At 52.6% G+C, this 17,856-nt stretch carries 17 protein-coding genes; 13 read left to right on the top strand and 4 right to left on the bottom strand.

Annotation, left to right across the window (positions count from 1 at the left end; all coding sequences use genetic code 11):
• Positions 1–2 precede the first annotated feature (2 nt).
• The 8 genes from sdhA to M1D61_RS04810 all read left to right on the top strand — a co-directional run bounded on the left by sdhA (position 3) and on the right by M1D61_RS04810 (position 7,820).
• The gene (gene sdhA, locus M1D61_RS04775) at positions 3–1,745 is read left to right on the top strand and encodes a succinate dehydrogenase flavoprotein subunit (protein ID WP_046215811.1); all 1,743 of its coding nucleotides are present in this window, start codon (positions 3–5) and stop codon (positions 1,743–1,745) included.
• A 99-nt stretch (positions 1,746–1,844) separates the two neighbouring features.
• Entirely contained in the window at positions 1,845–2,633 is a 789-nt protein-coding gene (gene sdhB / locus M1D61_RS04780; RefSeq protein WP_458121365.1) for a succinate dehydrogenase iron-sulfur subunit, read from the top strand.
• Positions 2,634–2,750: 117 nt separating this feature from the next.
• Positions 2,751–3,548 (top strand): aminoglycoside N(3)-acetyltransferase, encoded by a 798-nt coding sequence (locus M1D61_RS04785; protein WP_458121366.1) that lies wholly within the window; start codon positions 2,751–2,753, stop codon positions 3,546–3,548.
• Between the two features lie 56 nt (positions 3,549–3,604).
• Complete coding sequence (locus M1D61_RS04790) at positions 3,605–4,384, top strand: DUF3891 family protein (RefSeq protein ID WP_458121367.1); 780 nt, start codon at positions 3,605–3,607, stop codon at positions 4,382–4,384.
• 126 nt (positions 4,385–4,510) lie between these two features.
• On the top strand, positions 4,511–5,452 hold the full coding sequence (locus M1D61_RS04795; protein ID WP_458121368.1) for a metallophosphoesterase: 942 nt from the start codon (positions 4,511–4,513) through the stop codon (positions 5,450–5,452).
• A 25-nt stretch (positions 5,453–5,477) separates the two neighbouring features.
• Entirely contained in the window at positions 5,478–6,218 is a 741-nt protein-coding gene (locus tag M1D61_RS04800) for a metallophosphoesterase family protein (RefSeq protein WP_458121369.1), read from the top strand.
• A 19-nt stretch (positions 6,219–6,237) separates the two neighbouring features.
• Complete coding sequence (locus M1D61_RS04805) at positions 6,238–6,882, top strand: GNAT family N-acetyltransferase (RefSeq protein WP_458121370.1); 645 nt, start codon at positions 6,238–6,240, stop codon at positions 6,880–6,882.
• Positions 6,879–7,820, top strand: a complete 942-nt coding sequence (locus M1D61_RS04810; protein WP_458121371.1) for a DMT family transporter — start codon at positions 6,879–6,881, stop codon at positions 7,818–7,820. The genes M1D61_RS04805 and M1D61_RS04810 overlap by 4 nt, the downstream gene beginning before the upstream one ends.
• Before the next feature lie 159 nt (positions 7,821–7,979).
• Here M1D61_RS04810 and M1D61_RS04815 read toward each other — a convergent pair whose 3' ends face one another.
• A complete protein-coding gene (locus M1D61_RS04815) occupies positions 7,980–8,789 on the bottom strand; it encodes a histidinol-phosphatase (RefSeq protein WP_458121372.1) in 810 nt (269 codons plus the stop codon).
• A 23-nt stretch (positions 8,790–8,812) separates the two neighbouring features.
• Positions 8,813–9,715, bottom strand: a complete 903-nt coding sequence (locus tag M1D61_RS04820) for a LysR family transcriptional regulator (RefSeq protein ID WP_458121373.1) — start codon at positions 9,713–9,715, stop codon at positions 8,813–8,815.
• A gap of 419 nt (positions 9,716–10,134) precedes the next feature.
• Between M1D61_RS04820 and M1D61_RS04825 the strand changes: the two genes are divergently transcribed.
• Entirely contained in the window at positions 10,135–10,590 is a 456-nt protein-coding gene (locus M1D61_RS04825) for a chemotaxis protein CheX (RefSeq protein ID WP_458121374.1), read from the top strand.
• A 153-nt stretch (positions 10,591–10,743) separates the two neighbouring features.
• Here M1D61_RS04825 and M1D61_RS04830 read toward each other — a convergent pair whose 3' ends face one another.
• Complete coding sequence (locus tag M1D61_RS04830; protein WP_458121375.1) at positions 10,744–11,868, bottom strand: S1C family serine protease; 1,125 nt, start codon at positions 11,866–11,868, stop codon at positions 10,744–10,746.
• Positions 11,861–13,177, bottom strand: a complete 1,317-nt coding sequence (locus tag M1D61_RS04835) for an FxLYD domain-containing protein (RefSeq protein WP_458121376.1) — start codon at positions 13,175–13,177, stop codon at positions 11,861–11,863. Before M1D61_RS04835 ends, M1D61_RS04830 begins: the two co-directional genes overlap by 8 nt.
• Positions 13,178–13,390: 213 nt before the next feature.
• Between M1D61_RS04835 and M1D61_RS04840 the strand changes: the two genes are divergently transcribed.
• The 4 genes from M1D61_RS04840 to M1D61_RS04855 all read left to right on the top strand — a co-directional run bounded on the left by M1D61_RS04840 (position 13,391) and on the right by M1D61_RS04855 (position 17,723).
• Entirely contained in the window at positions 13,391–14,167 is a 777-nt protein-coding gene (locus M1D61_RS04840; RefSeq protein WP_458121377.1) for an SDR family NAD(P)-dependent oxidoreductase, read from the top strand.
• Positions 14,168–14,307: 140 nt separating this feature from the next.
• Positions 14,308–15,732 carry a DEAD/DEAH box helicase gene (locus M1D61_RS04845; RefSeq protein ID WP_458121378.1) on the top strand — a complete coding sequence of 475 codons (1,425 nt, stop codon included), beginning with the start codon at positions 14,308–14,310 and terminating at the stop codon, positions 15,730–15,732.
• A gap of 10 nt (positions 15,733–15,742) precedes the next feature.
• The gene (locus M1D61_RS04850; protein ID WP_458121379.1) at positions 15,743–16,507 is read left to right on the top strand and encodes an ABC transporter ATP-binding protein; all 765 of its coding nucleotides are present in this window, start codon (positions 15,743–15,745) and stop codon (positions 16,505–16,507) included.
• Positions 16,500–17,723, top strand: coding sequence for an ABC transporter permease (locus M1D61_RS04855; RefSeq protein WP_458121380.1), 1,224 nt, complete (start codon positions 16,500–16,502; stop codon positions 17,721–17,723). The genes M1D61_RS04850 and M1D61_RS04855 overlap by 8 nt, the downstream gene beginning before the upstream one ends.
• Positions 17,724–17,856: the final 133 nt, after the last annotated feature.

The following is a 17,856-nucleotide window of genomic DNA, read 5'->3' on the forward strand; positions in this document are numbered from 1 at the left end:
TTATGGCAACATCCAATATCATTATCGTGGGCGGCGGCCTGGCCGGTCTGATGGCCACCGTCAAAGCGGCGGAAGCCGGCGTTCACGTTCACTTATTCTCACTCGTACCGGTGAAGCGTTCGCACTCCGTATGTGCGCAGGGCGGCATCAACGGTGCAGTTAATACCAAAGGGGAAGGCGACTCACCGTGGCTGCATTTCGATGACAGCGTGTACGGTGGTGACTTCCTCGCCAACCAGCCTCCGGTCAAAGCAATGTGTGATGCCGCACCTGGTATCATTCACCTCATGGACCGTATGGGCGTTATGTTCAACCGTACCCCTGAGGGTCTGCTGGACTTCCGCCGCTTCGGCGGCACCAAGCATCACCGTACTGCCTTTGCCGGCGCAACGACCGGCCAGCAGCTGCTGTACGCACTCGATGAGCAGGCACGCCGCTGGGAGACAGCCGGCCTCGTGACCAAGTACGAAAACTGGGAGTTCCTGAATGCCGTACTGGACGATGAAGGCGTCTGCCGCGGTATTTCCGCTCAGAATCTGCGCTCCATGGAAATCGTTACGTTTGGCGCCGATGCGGTTATTCTGGCGAGTGGTGGTCCCGGTATTATTTTCGGTAAAACGACCAACTCGGTCATCAACACCGGTACGGCAGCGAGCGCTGTGTATCAGCAGGGCGTTCATTATGCCAACGGTGAATTTATCCAGATTCACCCGACAGCGATTCCCGGCGACGACAAGCTGCGCCTGATGTCCGAATCGGCACGTGGTGAAGGTGGACGGATCTGGACGTACAAAGACGGCAAGCCATGGTACTTCCTGGAGGAGAAATATCCTTCCTATGGTAACCTCGTGCCGCGTGATATCGCTACCCGCGAAATCTTCGACGTCTGTGTCAACCAGAAGCTCGGCGTGAACGGCGAGAATATGGTCTACCTGGATCTGTCCCACAAAGATCCAAAAGAGCTGGACGTCAAACTGGGCGGCATTATCGAGATCTATGAGAAATTCATGGGCGATGATCCGCGCAAGATTCCAATGAAGATCTTCCCGGCAGTCCATTATTCCATGGGCGGCATGTGGGTCGATTATAACCAGATGACCAATATTCCGGGTCTGTTCGCTGCCGGCGAGTGCGAGTACCAGTATCATGGTGCCAACCGTCTCGGAGCCAACTCCCTGCTGTCCGCGATTTACGGCGGTATGGTAGCCGGACCCAAAGCGGTCGAATATGTCAAAGGCCTCAAAAAATCCTCTGCCGATCTGCCGACAAGCCTGTTCGACCAGGCACGCAAGCAGCAGGAAGAGAAATATGAGCGTCTGCTCGGCATGAATGGTAAAGAAAATGCTTATGTAATCCACAAGGAACTTGGCGAGTGGATGACGGATAATATGACGGTTGTACGCTACAATGATAAGCTGCAGGCGACGATAAATAAGATTAAGGAACTCAAACAGCGTTACGGCAGCATTGACGTGAATGACTCCTCCCGCTGGACCAACCAGGGAGTAGCCTTTACCCGTCAGCTGTGGAACATGCTGGAACTGGCTGAAGCGATGACCCTCGGTGCGCTGCTGCGTGACGAGAGCCGCGGAGCCCACTACAAGCCTGACTTTCCTGTCCGTAACGATGAAGACTTCCTCAAAACAACCAAGGCCACCTGGACACCGGATGGACCACAGATTTCATATGAAGAAGTCGATGTGTCCCTGATCCCTCCTCGTGTGCGTGACTACTCCAAAAGCTGATTAGCGGTCCGGAGCTGTCACTTGAAATACAATTGACATGTCGTGAGTATATCGTATGAACACTCAGATTAATGTGAATGATAGAAGGGGGCATTACCCATGGCGGAAGCAGTTTCAACCGAGAATCAAACCACACAGCAGACCGGCCGCAAAGTGAAGTTTGTCATCACCCGTCAGGACAAGCCGGAAGGCCCATCCTATACGGAAGAATTTGAATTACCGTATCGTCCCGGCATGAACGTAATCAGTGCGCTGATGGAGATTCAGCGCAACCCGGTCAACAGCGGCGGCAAAGATACCGCTCCGGTATGCTGGGAATCGAACTGTCTGGAAGAAGTGTGCGGTGCCTGTTCCATGGTCATCAACGGCAAGCCGCGTCAGGCCTGCTCGTCTCTGGTCGACAAGCTGGAGCAGCCAATTACGGTAGCGCCGATGAAGACATTCCCTGTTGTCCGTGACCTCGTCATTGACCGCAGCCGGATGTTCGGTGCACTGAAAAAGGTAAAAGCATGGATTCCAATCGATGGTACGTACGATCTGGGCCCGGGTCCGCGGATGGCAGAAAACAAACGTCAATGGGCGTATGAACTGTCCAAATGCATGACTTGCGGCGTCTGCCTGGAAGCCTGTCCGAATGTGAATGACAAAACCGACTTCATCGGCCCTGCGCCGCTGTCCCAGGTTCGTCTGTTCAATGCCCATCCGACAGGTGAGATGAACGCCGAAGAACGTCTGGATGCCATTATGGGCGAAGGCGGTATCGAAGCCTGCGGTAACTCGCAGAACTGTGTGCGTTCCTGTCCAAAAGGAATTCCGCTCACCACTTCGATTGCCGACCTGAACAAAGAAACCAACAAACGTATGTTCAAGCGCTGGTTGAGTGTATAATAGTCTACAGCCAGCAGCATAATACGAAGAGCAGGCGACTGCTCTTCCCACAAGCGGGTGACGCGTATAACGCGGAAGCCCGCTTTTTTATACATATGATTACCGGAGGAAGACGATATGATTAGTGAAAGACCGATTAGCTTTGACCAGTTAACTGCCGAATTCCGGGCGCTTGGCGTAACGGCAGGCATGAATATTCTGCTGCATTCCTCCTTGAAAAGTATCGGAGGATGGATTCCCGGTGGAGCGGAGACCGTAATTTTGGCGTTGGAGCATGTGCTTGGCAAATCAGGCACATTGATGGTACCGACGCAGACTTCCCAGCTGACACACCCTAAGCTGTGGAAATATCCGCCTGCAGATCCCAAATGGTGGGATCTGATCTGTGAGAGCACACCCGCCTACGATCCTGATTTTACTGTACCGACAGGGATGGGGGTCATAGTGGAGACGTTCCGCAAGCAAAGAGGCGTCATTCGCAGCAGCCATCCTCATGTCTCATTCGCCGCTCGCGGCCCCTATGCACGCGAGTGGATGAACGATCATAGTCTGGACTACGGACTGGGCAGTAGTTCCCCGCTTCAGAAGCTGTATGATGCAGATGGTCATGTACTTATGCTGGGCACGGATTATCTGACTAATACGTCGATCCATCTGGCCGAATTCATGGCCGACTGGAATGGCAAAAAGCAGATCGAGATGAATGCACCGGTCATGACGGAATCCGGCAAACAATGGATTACGTTCAAGGATCTGAACTTTGACTCGGATGATTTTGACCGGATCGGCAGTGACTTTGAAGAGGATTGTCCATATCTGTGGACACAGGGTAAAATTGGTCGGGCGGAAGCCAGGTTGATGTCCCAGCGTGGGTTGGTGGATTACGCAGCAGGCTGGTTGGAAACCCATCGTTAAGGATATATATTAGGTATAAATCTTTTACATAATCGGTTAGAAAGAGGGGTTATCCTATGATATGCCGAGAGCGTGAACATTCTTTTATTATGATCCGGCAGCATGATCATGCACGATTGTCCGGTGAATTCTCACGTTATATGGATTCCGGTCCAACCCGGGAGGCACAGCGATGGGATGAGGTAATTCTGGGTTGTGAACAGCATGATCGAGGCTGGATTCCGCTGGATCAGATTCCGGTATGGAATGATGCAGAGCAGAAGCCGTACACCTTCATGAATTTCCCGGAACCGGCCAAGCTGGTCTTTTACCGCTATGGCATCAGCCAGTTGGAAGAGATGACTGCCTACGGGGCGATGCTGGCGAGTATGCATTATACGGCGCTGGTTAGTCATTATGGCGAGGAAGATCCATTTTGCCAGGCCTTTCTGCAGGAAGAAAAGGAACGTCAGGACCGTATCCGGGAGCAGCTCTCTCCGGCAGAGGATGAGCTGGCCTACCACCGGTCGGTACTGGAACTGTGTGATGATCTGTCGCTGTATGCCTGCCTGAATGAGCCGGGTGTCAACAAGAGCGAGGAGCAGGACTGGTGGAAAGACGGATTTGCTGTCGGCAAAAAGCTGGATGTTACCGGTCACCAGACGATTATGCCGCAATGGCAGGAGCCGGGAATCATCACGCTGAGTCCGTTTCCTTTACGGGAATCGGTTGATGTTCAACTAATCTACCGCGAAGTATCCAAGGAGGACATCCGGAAGTCCGGACTCGCCGAAGCGTATGAAGCGGCAGAAGAGCAGCAGCTGAAGATTACGTTTCAACCGGCAAAAGACAGCTGATTTGTTCTGACGGGAACTTCCGAATTTGACGAGGGCTGCAGGATTCGGCAAAATAATCATTATATATAACAGCGCCTGCATGTACTGCAGGCCTGTCTGTAATGAATAGAGCTGAAGACAGCCGGAGTGGAGAAGGAGGGGCCCAGTCTGAAATATCATAATAAAATAAATAGTGCACACAACAGCAGAAGCGGCTCTCTCATACCGTCCCATCTGTATTCCATGACCCGCAGGCAATTTCTCAAAGGCAGTGCGGCTGCGCTGGCGGCACTCGGTGCAGGTGGCGTTGGTTATACATGGCTCGGCGAACCGAACTGGCTGGAGAAAGTATACATCCAACTGGAGCTGCCACAGCTGCCAGTCAGTCTGAATGGTATGAAGCTGATCCAGTTCAGCGATATGCATCTTGGACTCGGCAAAAATGAGAAGGATCTGGAGCAGCTGGCGGATGTAATTATGGATGAGCATCCGGATATGATCTGCTTTACCGGGGATATGGTCGACGATGATGCTGCAGCGCTGAGACCCGGCGTAGAAGCTCTGCGGCGTATGAAAGCTCCGCTCGGACAGTATGCCGTGCTCGGCAATCATGATTATCTGCAGGATGCACTGGCTGTGTCGAGGATGATGGAAGAAGGAGGATTCCGTCTGCTGATGAACGAAAACCACCAGATTCGCCGGGAAGATGGCGTACTGGCGATTGCCGGTCTGGATGATCAGCTGCTCGGCAATCCGGATATACATAAAGGAGCAGCAGGTATTCCCGCAGAAGCCTGCCGGATTCTGCTTATGCATGAACCCGACTATGCAGACCGGATACCGGCGGATCTGAACTTTCATCTGCAGCTGTCCGGTCATAGTCATGGCGGTCAGATCCGGCTGCCGATGTTCGGAGCGGTCATTACGCCAAGAGGCTCACGCAAATATATTATGGGCTGGTATCAGGCCGGACCGACAGGACAGCTGCCGCTGTATGTAAACAGGGGAATCGGCATGTCCCAAATTCCGGTCCGGTTGATGTGCCGTCCGGAATTGACCATTTTCACCCTGAAAAGAAAGACGGTATAAGCATCGCCGGAAATGGAGGAAAACGATGGAATGTATTGCACTTGTATCTGATATTCACGGCAACTATCCTGCATGGCAGGCTGTGCTGGATGATATCGAACGCCGTGGAATCCGGCGTATTTTTTGTCTGGGCGATATTGTCGGCAAAGGACCGGACTCGGTCCGGATTACTGACAGTGTGCGGGAACGCTGCGAAGTCGTGATCCGCGGCAACTGGGAAGAGCTGATTGTACGGATGAGCGGGGATGACGAGCTGTTCGGCTGGCATGCCGAGCGCCTCGAAACCGAGCGTCTCGACTATCTGGGTTCCCTGCCGCTGCGGCACGACTTTATGCTGAGCGGACGGATGGTGTCACTGGTGCATGCCTCGCCGGAAAGTGTATTCCAGCGTGTGCAGCCGTGGGACCCGGTGGAGCAGCGTCTGGCGATGTTTGCTCCTGTATCCGGAGAAAAGGCCTCTGCGCCGATCATCCCGGATATTGTAGGCTACGGAGACATTCACAACGCCTATCTGCAGTATCTGGAAGGCCGGATGCTGTTTAATACCGGCAGTGTGGGTAATCCGCTCGACCTGTCGGAGGCATCTTATGCTATTCTGGAAGGAGACTATCTGTCTAATGCGATATCTCCCTATTATCTGCAGTTTGCCCGTGTGCCATATGACATTGAACAGGCAGTGGCGGATGCGCAGGCAGCGGAGATTCCGGCATTGGATTATTATATCAAGGAGCTGCGTACCGGTATATACCGGGGACTGCAGACTTGAACCCAGGGAGGAAAGAGGAATGGCGATGCTGAGTAAAGAGGAATTGAAAAAAGGGATTCCCGAGCTGCAGACCGACCGGCTGATTCTGCGTCGTCTGACCGCCGGGGATATTGAACGCTGGTGGGAATATCTCAGCGACCCGCAGGTAATTACGTATCTGTATGGCTCTCCTCAGATCAAAGAATACCAGGCACTGCAGCCGGACCGTCTGGGACGGAGAGTAGACGAAGCGTTCCGCAGTATGACTTCCATCCATTTTGCCGTTACTTCCAAGGAAAATGGTACAATATATGGCGTATGTTCTTTTCAGCGCTGGGATGAACATGCGGCCCGGGCAGAGATCGGATTCGCGCTGTGCCAGCAGTTCTGGGGTAAAGGTTATGCGACCGAGGCGGTAGGCCGCCTTGTCACTTTCGGATTTGAGGATATGGGACTGTCCCGTATTGTCGGACGCTGCCATGTCAAAAACCAGCTGTCTATCCGTGTACTGGAGAAAAATGGAATGCGTCAGCAGCCGCCTTCCAATCCGGGGATCAAGAGCTACTGGCAGGAAATGGGGATCATTGTGTATTCTGTGGCGAACAGCGAATTTATGCTGCGCAAAGAGCGGGCTTCCATGCATCCGCACGTACGCGAGGATTTCGGTGGTTCCGTCTCTTCATGAGTGGTCAACGCTGGTTTACCAGTCCTGTCGGTGTACTCGTCAGCTCGCTGATCGCTGTCATTTTGTGGGGAAGTGCACTGCCATTTATCAAGCTGAGTTATCAGCATCTGGGCATCGGTTCACATGATTTGTTTGCCCAGTGGCTGTTTGCCGGATATCGGTTTACGCTGGCGGGTCTGCTGCTGATTCTGCTATCTTATGTGCTCAAGCCGCACGGCCAGAAAATCACCAAAATACCGGCCGGACGGCTGAGTATGCTGGCGCTGTTGCAGACGCTGCTGCAGTATATTCTGGTGTATGCGGCGCTGGGGCTCGGCTCGGGCATTACGATGTCCATTATTGCCGGCTCGACTTCATTATTCCAGCTGCTGGCGGTTCGCTGGATGGAACGAACGGAAAAGCTGTCTGCACGCAAGTGGATTGGTCTGCTGCTCGGTTTCTCGGGCATTACCGTGATGGGCATGGCCCAGGGCAATGAACTGCGGCTGGTGTTTGGAGTGGCGGAACTGCTGATGCTGCTGTCGGCACTGTCCGGAAGCGTAGGGAACGTGCTGGCGCGCCGTGAAGCTGCGGTAGAGCCGGTGATTAGCCTGACCGGCCGTCAGATGTTCTGGGGCGGGCTCGGCCTGCTGGTGCTTGGCTGTGCCTCGGGAGAGCCTTTTCCGTTTGAATGGGATCTGGCAGGGCTCGGCATGCTATTCTATCTGGCTGTCGTCTCGGCAGGCGCTTTTACACTCTGGAATATGGTCATGAAGTACAATGAAGTCGGCAAAGTCTCCATGTATCTGTTTCTCACCCCATTGTTCGGTGTTGTCCTGTCGGCGGTATGGCTGGATGAGAAAGTATCACTATGGGCGCTTGTGGCACTCAGTCTTGTTGCTGCAAGTATTATTCTGGTGAACCGGCAGCGCAAAGCAGGAGGATCGCAGACATTGTAAAGTTACTTGTTTGTCATCCAACTGCAATACAGATGCAACGCATTTCTAACAAGCGGGCTTTATGATAAATGACAAGACCCCCTTTTTGATACATGTAAAAGGACCTGCACTCGGCAGGTCCTCTTTTTTTGCATATAAATGTTGTATCTGATTGTTCGCTTACAGCGCTACAACCTGACGTTGCTTCTGCTTGTAATAGACCCATTCGGTATAGCCGATCTCACGCAGCTTGCGGGCGACCAGATCGAGATCATCTCCAACGCGCTGGGCAATATGCGAATCCGAGCCAAAGGACACTTCCACTCCAAAATGATACGCGCGTTCCAGAATATCATCTACCGGATGCCACAGTCCGCATACTTTGATCTTGCCGGATGTGTTCACTTCAATCGCTACACCGGATTCGGCGATTGTCTGAAGCATTTGATCCAGTGCCTGAGGAGCATGAATGTCCGTAAAAGCGGGATAGTTGCTCTTCATGGCATCGATATGGCCAAGAATCTGGAACATTCCGCTTTTGGCCGATTCGCCGATCAGACGGAAATATTCTGATTTGGCAGCGATCTGGGCAGCGGTATCCATGCCTTCCCAGCGGGTACGGTCAAAAATGCTGTAGCCGTCGCTGAAATGAACAGAGCCAATAATATAGTCAAAAGGGTACTGGGACAGTGTCTGCTGGTACAGCTGCGCATGATCCGGGAAATAGTCCGATTCGATGCCGAGCAGCACGTCAATTTTGCCGGCGTATTCTTTTTGCAGATCCAGTACTTCCTGTACATAATTTTTCAGTTCGCTCTTGCCCATCGTTGTTTTGGGAAAGGGCTGTTCCTCGTCGGAACCAAAATAAGGGGTATGATCGGAAATGCCGATTACCTGAAGGTCTGCGGCAATCGCAGCCTCGATATAATCACGAATATCGCCATCTGCGTGACCGCAGCGGTAATGGTGGGTGTGCAGGTCAAATCTCATACGTCAACCGCTCCTTTGCTAATTTATTCCGGACTCGTAAAATGATCTTCCGGCATGCCCTTAAGATCATTGAGAAACTGGCGCATCGCCGAATTGAGATAGCGGCCGGACTTGTAGATCAGACCGACCGGATGACTGACTTCAAACTCCGGCATTGGGATCATGACGAGCGTCCCGTGCTTCAGCTCACTCGTGATGGACTGTCTGGAAATGATCGCTGCGCCCAGATCAATCTCGACCATGCGCTTCACTTCCTCACTGCTGGACAGCTCCATCATGACCTGCGGTGCAATGCCGTGTGTTTTGAATACTTCATCGACAAATCGTCTGCCGACCGTATCCGGAGACAGCATAATCAGGGGAAGGTTCTCCAGGTCATGAATCGTGGCCTTGCGGGTACGTGCCAGGGGATGCTGGGGAGAGACGACCAGTTCGAACATATCATAATAGAGGATGGACGTCTCCAGATTCGGATTGCGCTCGATCAGATAACCGATACCGACATCCACCAGCCCATTCTCCACACTGTGATAGACCTGGGAGGAAGACATCGAATGAATCATTGTCTTGATCAACGGAAACTGATTCTGAAAGTAGGATAATACCCGGGGGAGAATCTGAATCGCAATCGATGTCGTGGTTCCGAGCAGAATGCGTCCCTGGGGTGTCTCATCCAGATCAGCGAGCCGCTGCTTGAGCTGCTCGACAATGGTCAGAATCTGTTCGGCATGCTCCAGAAATACGGTGCCCTGATCGGTTAGCGTAACGGGCTGGTTACGGTTGACGAGTATGGTCTTGAATTCATCTTCGAGGCTTTTGATCTGAGCGGAGACCGCAGGCTGTGTCAGATTAAGCAATTCACCTGCCTTGCGGAAGCTCATCGTCCGCGAAATGGTCAATAGTGTCTCCAATTGACTGATATTCATGAGTTCCTCCTTATGTACACCTATTATTAAATTATAGGTGATTCCCGAAAATGCGGCAATGCGATGGAACGCCCATTCATGTGTGAATAATGATCTCTTTTATAAAATCTGGGAAATAATTAGCCCAAACCGATTTATTCAGCTTACTATAATCTACATAAATCCCTCCTACTATCCGATAATAATAAAAGGCAGTCGATTGGACCTATAAAACAGCATGTACACCATTCTTTGTACCTAGAAACAGACATTATAACATCGATAAAAACCTTATTTTTAAACAGATTTTAATTAATATTGAAATATTTCGATATTTCTGGATGAATTGTCCTAGGTTATAAGTTATAATTGGATTACAATTCATAGGTCATAAGTTTCGGTTAAAATAGTAACCCATAAGTAGAGGGGAGTATTAAAGTATGAAGGCGGAAGTTATTAATCCATTTTTGGAAGCAGCAAGGTTGGTTATCGAACAGGTGGTTCAGGTGGCCCCTTCTACCGGAAGTTTGGGCATCAAGGATATTGAGATGGCAGACAATCATATCTGGATCCAGATCGGCATGACCGGACAAATGAGCGGCGATATTATTTTTGGTATTCATGAGAGTGTAGCTTTGCGGATGGTCTCGGCAATGATGGGCGGATTTGTATTAACAGAGATGGACGAGATGGGTCAAAGTGCCATTTCCGAACTCGGCAATATGATCAGTGGTAATGCAAGCACCATTTTGTCCAATCAGGGCGTAACCGTAGATATTACACCTCCAAAAGTGATGAAAACAAGTGCAATTACCTTTACCTCTGCCAAAGCATTGACCATTCCATTGATTATGGAAGGGATCGGTAAACTCGATATCCAGGTTATGGTATCCTGATCCGCTAAACGGCAAAGCAAAAACGATGTCACGAGGACATCGTTTTTTTATGGGGAAATGCTGTATGAGAGAATAAGATGATAGTAGTTATTATGGATACAAGACCCCAATAATCTCAAATATCAATATGGCTCTTCGCGAATCATCGAAGGGCTATTTGACTTTCTCGCCTTTGCCGCTCAGAATCTTCAGCACATTATTCTCATAGCCCGCTGTGTATTGGAGTTGATAGGAGGTGTAGACCGTATCTGTATCCTTGCGCTCTTCGGCGGTGATACGGATGGAGACTGTAGCTTGATCGCCATTCTGTTCGGCGGTAATCCGGTCGACGGTCACAGTACCGGTATTCAGATAGCCTTCACGGAATTTGGCGTAGGCGAGCTTGCCCTGCCAGCGGCTGCCCAGCAGCGAATAGGCCGTCACATAATCCTGAGCGCTGACACTGTCATAAAAGTAGCTCACCAGATACTGCGCTTCCTCGGTAAGTGACAGCTGCTCTTCTTCGGCTTCTGTCCCGGTGGAAGAGGTCTGCGGCAGATTCTGTACAGGATGGGCCGACCACTCCGTTACCGTATCCTGGATCTCGGATACCGGAATGCTGAAGCCGATCGAATTGGATTCGGTAGCAGCGGCGGAATTGATTCCGATCACTTCCCCGGTGGAAGCATTGACCAGCGGACCGCCGCTGTTGCCGGGTGCAACGGGAGCGGATATCTGATACAGGTTCCGGTATATATACGGTTCAAGTGTCAGGTCGCGTCCCACACCGCTGATAATGCCGGTAGTCACCGTATTTTGCAGACCGAGCGGACTGCCCAGAGCCAGCACATTGTCGCCTACATCCGCCGTGGAATTTTTGGCGAGCTTGAGCGGTTCGGTATCCGCAAGCTCCGGTACACGCACGACGGCAATATCGGTATCGGTGCCTATGCCGATCACTTTGCCATCGAGCGTTCGGGCATCCGCCGTTTTGACCTGGACGTTCTTGGCTCCAGCGACAACGTGGGCATTGGTGATAATATCGCCGGATGTATTGTACAGAAAGCCTGAGCCGAGACGGCCGTCTTCCAGCTGGATCATGACTACTTTTTTCTGGGTTTCGTGAATAATCGACTTGAGCGAATCGGGCTTGGAAGCTGCTGCCGGTGCAGTGGCAGCCAGCAGCGGCCGGGCTTCCAGCTGTGCAGGTACTTTTTGGGTGATATAGGCGTATGCGCCTGCACCAGTCGCTACAATGAGTACGCTTGATGCGATGCTAATGATCCATCCTTTATTCATAGGAGCCTCCTTCATCCAGATACCAGGTCACCTGGTCCACCTGTACCTGCACCTGATCATACCAGCCGTAGCCATAGTCATAAGCGCTGAAGGAAGCCGTCTCTCCCGGGTCCAGATAATACGGATCAGTTGAAGTGGAAGAAGAGGACAGGTAGCTGCCACTGGCATCATACAGGGAATAGTGAATCGTAATGCCATAGATCGGCCGGGTCGCTGTATTTGCCACCATGCCGGTTGTCTCCAGGTCTCCGTACTCGGTAACGCTGGAGGTCACCTGGCTGACCTGTACACCTTCGGTGCGGTTCTTGAGGTCTTCGGCTTCGGCCATCTGCTCGGCGGCACGGATGCGTTCCAGCTCGGCCTGTTCAAAGGCCCGTTGTTCCGATTGAATCCGGGTCTGCATATCCTTGAGCTTGTCCTGGCTGCCAGTATACTGGATCGCCGTCTTCACTACTTCGGCCGCTTCGCTAAAGCTGCTGGCCTGGATCAGGTCTTCGGCTTTTTTAAGTGTGAGCAGCACGATTTTATTGATGATTAGATTATGAACTTCTTTGGCATCCTTGCTGTCCAGCCGGTCCACTTCGTCCAGCTTGTAGGCGAGCGATTCGACGTCATTCAGGTTATCCAGCTCTTTTTTAATGGTCAGAATGGATAACTGGTTGCGGTTCCGACTGGCGAGCTTTTTCTCCGGCTGGAACAGCGGCTCGGTACGTGCGGATAGTTCCTTTTCCAGAATAGTGAGGGAATGATCGGCCGCATCCAGCTCATTGTTCTTCAGCCGGTCCGATACGGTGGTCAGCTTGGTATGGAATCGGTCGGCTTTTTGGATCAGATTCAGATCGGTGACAAAGGCCGGTTCCTCGGGCCGCAGTTGATTCGCCTCGGTCATGAGGCTGGCGGCTTCGGTATATTTGCTTTGCAGCGCCAGCTTTTTAGCCTGCTGTTGCAATTCGATCGCCAGCCGATTCTGTTGTTCTTCGTGATGGTATGTCCACAGCAGAGCAGCTGTAGTCAGTAAGAGCAGGAGCACGGGCGTGATCCACATCATCGGATGGCGGCCATGACGAGGAGGCGGAAGCAGACTGGCCTCATTCGGTGCAGCAGACGAAATTCCAACAGCAGTAGGTGCTTCTGTTAGACGATCATCCGGACGAATGTCCTGCTGCAGTTGTTCCAGTGGATCTCGTAGAGCGGCAGCTTGCATATCGGCCGTATCCGGCTTTGTCTCTGCAGCGAGCCGGGTACCGCAGCGGCTGCAGAAGACCGCATCTCCCTGCTGCGGTGCACCACAAACATGGCAATGTATCATAATATCCCCCTTTATACAGACGCTAAGCTATTGAATTCAATATAGCATAAACTTACTGGATAATCAGGTGTAATTTTCCTCTAATGGGTATGTTCGATTGAGGCTGAACCTGAGTGGGGAAGTGTATATCCATACGATCATAATCAGTAAAATGCTGTCTGCTGGATATCTGGCGGTGAATCTCTTAAAATAGAAGAGACTGGAGGGAACGGTATGAATCTGGAAAATAAAGTGATATTAATAACAGGCGCATCCAGCGGATTGGGCGCAGGAGTGGCTCCGTTGCTGCTGGAACAAGGTGCAATCCCGATTCTCACCGCACGCTCTGTGGACAAATTGTCAGAGCTGTCGCAGCGGCTCAATGGGCCGCATGAGATTATGCGGATGGATGTGCAGAATGCAGAGGAGATTGATCAGGTCGTCCAGCGGGTCATGGAGAAATACGGCCGGATCGATATTCTGCTCAACAACGCCGGCTACGGGCAGTTCAAAACGATCCAGGAGATGGAGCTGGAGGAATACAGCGAGATGATGGATGTGAATTATCTCGGTATCGTTCGCTGTACGAAAGCCGTACTGCCGCATATGCTGGCAGCAGGCAGCGGACAGATCGTCAATGTGGCTTCACTGGCCGGCAAGTTTGCCACCGCCAAATCCACCGCCTATACCGCGACCAAGCACGCTGTGCTGGGCTTCACCAACTCGCTGCGTCAGGAGCTGCGCGGCACCGACATTACCGTATCTTCTATTAATCCGGGACCGATCAGCACGGCCTTTTTTGAAAGGGCAGATCCTTCCGGGGAATATGTGCGCAATGTGAGCGGATTTATGCTGCCGGCCGAACGGGTATGCCGGGAGATTGTCCGTGTCATGCGCAAAAAGCGGGAAGAGTCGGATTTGCCGGGCATCGCCGCTTTTGGGCTGCGGCTGTATTCGCTCTGTCCGCGTCTGGCCGATCGGCTCACCTACCGGTTTTTTGACCGTAAATGACAGAGTCGGTTGAAATGCATATTAGAGTTCGGATTTATGCAAAATGCTGATATAATGGTAAAGTATTGTGCTCTGTAAGGATCATGGCTGTGTCCGTTGATTTGCATACACTTTAACTTGAACGATAAAGGATGAAACCTATGGAATCAAAATTGAATTTTCTCGGGTTGGGCATTAAAGAACCCCTTTATGATGCACTCGCCCGTTATGGTATTACGGTTCCTTCGCCGGTACAGGAGGAGACCATTCCGCTCATGCTGGAAGGCCGGGATGTTATCGCCCAGTCCCAGACCGGCAGCGGCAAGACGCTGGCCTATCTGCTGCCGATTCTGCAGAAGATCGATCCGCAGCACAAGCAGATGCAGGCGTTGATTCTGGCACCTACACAGGAGCTGGCGATGCAGATCGTTCGCGAAAGCGAACGGTACGGCGAGGACCTCGGCATTACGACGCTCGGACTGATCGGCGGCGCAGCAATCAAGCGCCAGGTCGAGAAACTGAAGCGCCATCCGCATATTGCGGTCGGTACACCGGGACGGATCAACGAACTGATCAATATGCGCAAGCTGAAAATGCACGAAGTGAACGTGATCGTCGTCGATGAAGTTGATCAGGTGCTGGGTCTGGGCGGCGGTGCCGATGTGCAGCGTATCATCAAGAGTGCGCGCCGCGATCGTCAGCTCGTCTTCCTGTCCGCTACGGTCAATGAAGAGATCCGCAGCGTAGCCCACCGGGATATGAAAGATCCGGCCACCGTCGGCATCGAGCCGGAGCGTCATACGGCCTCTGCGATTGAGCATGTCTATTTCGTAACCGAAGAGCGGGACAAAATGGATACGCTGCGCCGTGTGCTTCGTCATTACAAGGCTCCGCGCTCTATCGTCTTCGTCAATACGACGGAACAGATCGCCGAAATTGAGTCCAAGCTTGACTATATGGGCTTCAAGGCACGCGCCATCTACGGTGATGCCGATAAAGTTACCCGCAGCACGGTATTGTCCCAGTTCCGCTCCGGCAAGGTGCAGGTGCTGGTAGCGACCGATGTGGCGGCACGCGGCCTGGATATTGAAGACCTGAATCTGGTTGTCAGTCTGGACCCGGCCTTTGATGCGGAATTCTATGTGCATCGCAGCGGACGTACCGGCCGTATGGGCAAAAAAGGTGTCTCTGCTTCCATCGTTACCGATCGCGAACGTTTTATTATGCGCAAGTTCGCCGAGACGCTGAACATTAACCTGGAAGAACAGGTGCTGGAAGCAGGTCAGGTTCTGCGCAGCGATGAAGTAGTCAAACGTCCGGCGCGCAAGCCATCCAGCTCGCCTTCCCGTCCGGCAAAAGCAGCGTCTGCCAGCGGAACACTGGATCAGACATCCAGTCAGCCTGCAAGCGTCACGCCAGCTGAGGATAAAGGAAAACCATCTTCCGCAGGCAAACCTGCAGCCGGACGTACAGGCCCCGCATCCAAAAAGGATGGCAGAACCAAAGTCAGAAAAGCCGATCAAAAAAGCAAGGGAGCGCCAAAATGGCTGAAAGCCAAACGTGAAGCTTCCCAGGACGAAAAGTGAGGTCTTAACTATGGAACAGGTATCTGTACTTAACGTTAACCGCCTGACCGGTGGTTACAGTCATGGCAAGCCTGTCCTGCACGATATCAGTTTTGAGGTTGGCCGTGGTGAGATGATCGGATTGATCGGCCTGAATGGTGCAGGCAAGAGTACAACAATGAAGCATATCCTCGGTCTGATGACGCCGCAGGGTGGAGAAGTGCGTATCCAGGGTTCTACATTGTCCGCAGATACGCAGCAGTACCGGGCTTCGCTGGCCTTTGTGCCGGAATCCCCGCAGTTGTATGAAGAGATGACGGTACGCGAGCATCTGGAATTTACCGCCCGCGCGTATAATGTGAGTCCGGAAGATTATGAGCAGCGCTCCCGGCGGCTGATCCAGCTGTTCAATATGGGAGACAAGGAAGACAGTCTGTCGATGCATCTGTCCAAGGGCATGAAGCAGAAAGTTATGATTATGTGCGCTTTTGTCGCGGCGCCGCCGCTGTATGTAATCGATGAGCCGTTCCTCGGTCTGGACCCGCTTGGTATCCGGTCGCTGCTCGACTTTATGGTGGAGACCAAGCAAAACGGTTCTTCCATCCTGCTGAGCTCGCATATCCTGTCGACGATCGAAAATTACTGTGACCGGTTTATCGTGCTGCACAAAGGCCGCGTCATCGTGCAGGGCACACTGGAACAGATCCGTGAGCAGACGGGTCAGCAGGGAGTACCGCTGGAGCAGATTTTCTACGATCTGGTCCAGGACTCCAAATGGACGGTTAGTGATGAATGATCTGCTGCGGCTGCGTCAGCAGCGGAGGGCCGACTTCTGGTCCAGGATACTTCCGTATACGCAGTATGTCATACAGAGCGGTCTGGCTGTTGTAACCCTGTTTCTGCTCATTGCCTTTGCCGCCTGGTATACGACCTTTCTGCAAAAGCTGTCGCCGGGTCTGCCTGTATACTGGATCATGCTGATTCTGCTGACACCGCTGACCGTGTACGGTACAGTGCGCACCTATATGCGTCCTGCGGACGTCGTATTCATGCTGCCGATGGAGACCAGAATGCGCGAGTACTTTGCTCCGGGTTGGCGCGGTGCAGTAATTGGCAAGTACATCTGGCTGCTGCTGATTACGCTGATTGCCTGGCCATTCTATATCCGGGCCGCCGCTGATCCCAAGCCGCTGCTGCTCACGCTGGCACTATTGCTGCTGCTCAAGATAATCAGCAATTACGGCAGCTGGCAGGAGCTGCGGATCAATGGCGATGCTCTCCGGGTCATCTACCGGCTGCTGCGCTATGTAGCAGTAATCGCTCTGCTGGCCGCTTATCTGTGGCTGCCGCTGTGGACAGGCATGATCGTGCTGCTGATGGGAGCCGCCGTGTATTATGGTCTGCTGCGACTGCCGGGCAAAGCTCAGGTTCCGTGGGAACGCCTGATTGCTGCCGAGAAAAATCATGCTACCGCTGTTATGCGAATGCTGGGCTGGTTTGTGGATGTGCCGACCGGTGAGCGCAAGATCAATCGCCGCCGCTGGTTGTCCTTTGTCGGTAACCGGGTACCCTGGAAGCAGGAGCGGGCGTTCCGCTTTCTCGTTTCCAAGACGCTGGTGCGCAGTGAACTGCTGCCTACCCTGATCCGGTTTGTACTGTTCGGGATGCTGCTGGTACTGCTTACCCGCGAATCATGGTTTGGTGTCGCTGTCTATCTGCTGTTTATTCTGCTGGCAGGTATGCAGATGACCACTCTGCGCAAGCAGCATACGGACACCCTGTGGCTGTCCATTTATCCACTGCCGCCGACGTCCCAGCGATTGGAGACGGTCGGTCTGATTACCCAGGTGCAGCTGCTGATCGCTATCCTGCTCTGGATTCCGCTGGCAACCGCCGGTGATCCGGTGCGGATCGTCTGGACATTGGCTGCCGGTCTGGTCATGGTATGGCTGTATCGCAGCTCCCTGAATCGTAAGTGGCTGCGCGATCTGGCAGCGGAGGATGAACTGTAGACATAAGGGTGGATAGAGTAAAATGAATGTAACATCATAATATGCCGGATTGGATGCTGTCCAATCCGGTCTTTTCTATCCGCTGCCGGACGCCGGGCAACCAGTGAGCCGCAGCGGCCCAAACCGAAGAGAC

The sequence above is a fragment of the Paenibacillus sp. Z6-24 genome, from assembly GCF_054161335.1.

Bases quoted from the DNA above. Each gene is read 5' to 3' on its own strand.
- M1D61_RS04800 (WP_458121369.1), top strand. From the start codon at position 5,478: ATGGAATGTATTGCACTTGTATCTGATATTCACGGCAACTATCCTGCA.
- M1D61_RS04820 (WP_458121373.1), bottom strand. From the start codon at position 9,715: ATGAATATCAGTCAATTGGAGACACTATTGACCATTTCGCGGACGATG.
- M1D61_RS04830 (WP_458121375.1), bottom strand. From the start codon at position 11,868: ATGAATAAAGGATGGATCATTAGCATCGCATCAAGCGTACTCATTGTA.
- sdhA (WP_046215811.1), top strand. From the start codon at position 3: ATGGCAACATCCAATATCATTATCGTGGGCGGCGGCCTGGCCGGTCTG.
- M1D61_RS04845 (WP_458121378.1), top strand. From the start codon at position 14,308: ATGGAATCAAAATTGAATTTTCTCGGGTTGGGCATTAAAGAACCCCTT.
- M1D61_RS04855 (WP_458121380.1), top strand. From the start codon at position 16,500: ATGAATGATCTGCTGCGGCTGCGTCAGCAGCGGAGGGCCGACTTCTGG.
- M1D61_RS04785 (WP_458121366.1), top strand. From the start codon at position 2,751: ATGATTAGTGAAAGACCGATTAGCTTTGACCAGTTAACTGCCGAATTC.
- M1D61_RS04840 (WP_458121377.1), top strand. From the start codon at position 13,391: ATGAATCTGGAAAATAAAGTGATATTAATAACAGGCGCATCCAGCGGA.
- M1D61_RS04850 (WP_458121379.1), top strand. From the start codon at position 15,743: ATGGAACAGGTATCTGTACTTAACGTTAACCGCCTGACCGGTGGTTAC.
- M1D61_RS04825 (WP_458121374.1), top strand. From the start codon at position 10,135: ATGAAGGCGGAAGTTATTAATCCATTTTTGGAAGCAGCAAGGTTGGTT.
- M1D61_RS04810 (WP_458121371.1), top strand. From the start codon at position 6,879: ATGAGTGGTCAACGCTGGTTTACCAGTCCTGTCGGTGTACTCGTCAGC.
- M1D61_RS04805 (WP_458121370.1), top strand. From the start codon at position 6,238: ATGGCGATGCTGAGTAAAGAGGAATTGAAAAAAGGGATTCCCGAGCTG.
- M1D61_RS04835 (WP_458121376.1), bottom strand. From the start codon at position 13,177: ATGATACATTGCCATGTTTGTGGTGCACCGCAGCAGGGAGATGCGGTC.
- sdhB (WP_458121365.1), top strand. From the start codon at position 1,845: ATGGCGGAAGCAGTTTCAACCGAGAATCAAACCACACAGCAGACCGGC.
- M1D61_RS04790 (WP_458121367.1), top strand. From the start codon at position 3,605: ATGATATGCCGAGAGCGTGAACATTCTTTTATTATGATCCGGCAGCAT.
- M1D61_RS04815 (WP_458121372.1), bottom strand. From the start codon at position 8,789: ATGAGATTTGACCTGCACACCCACCATTACCGCTGCGGTCACGCAGAT.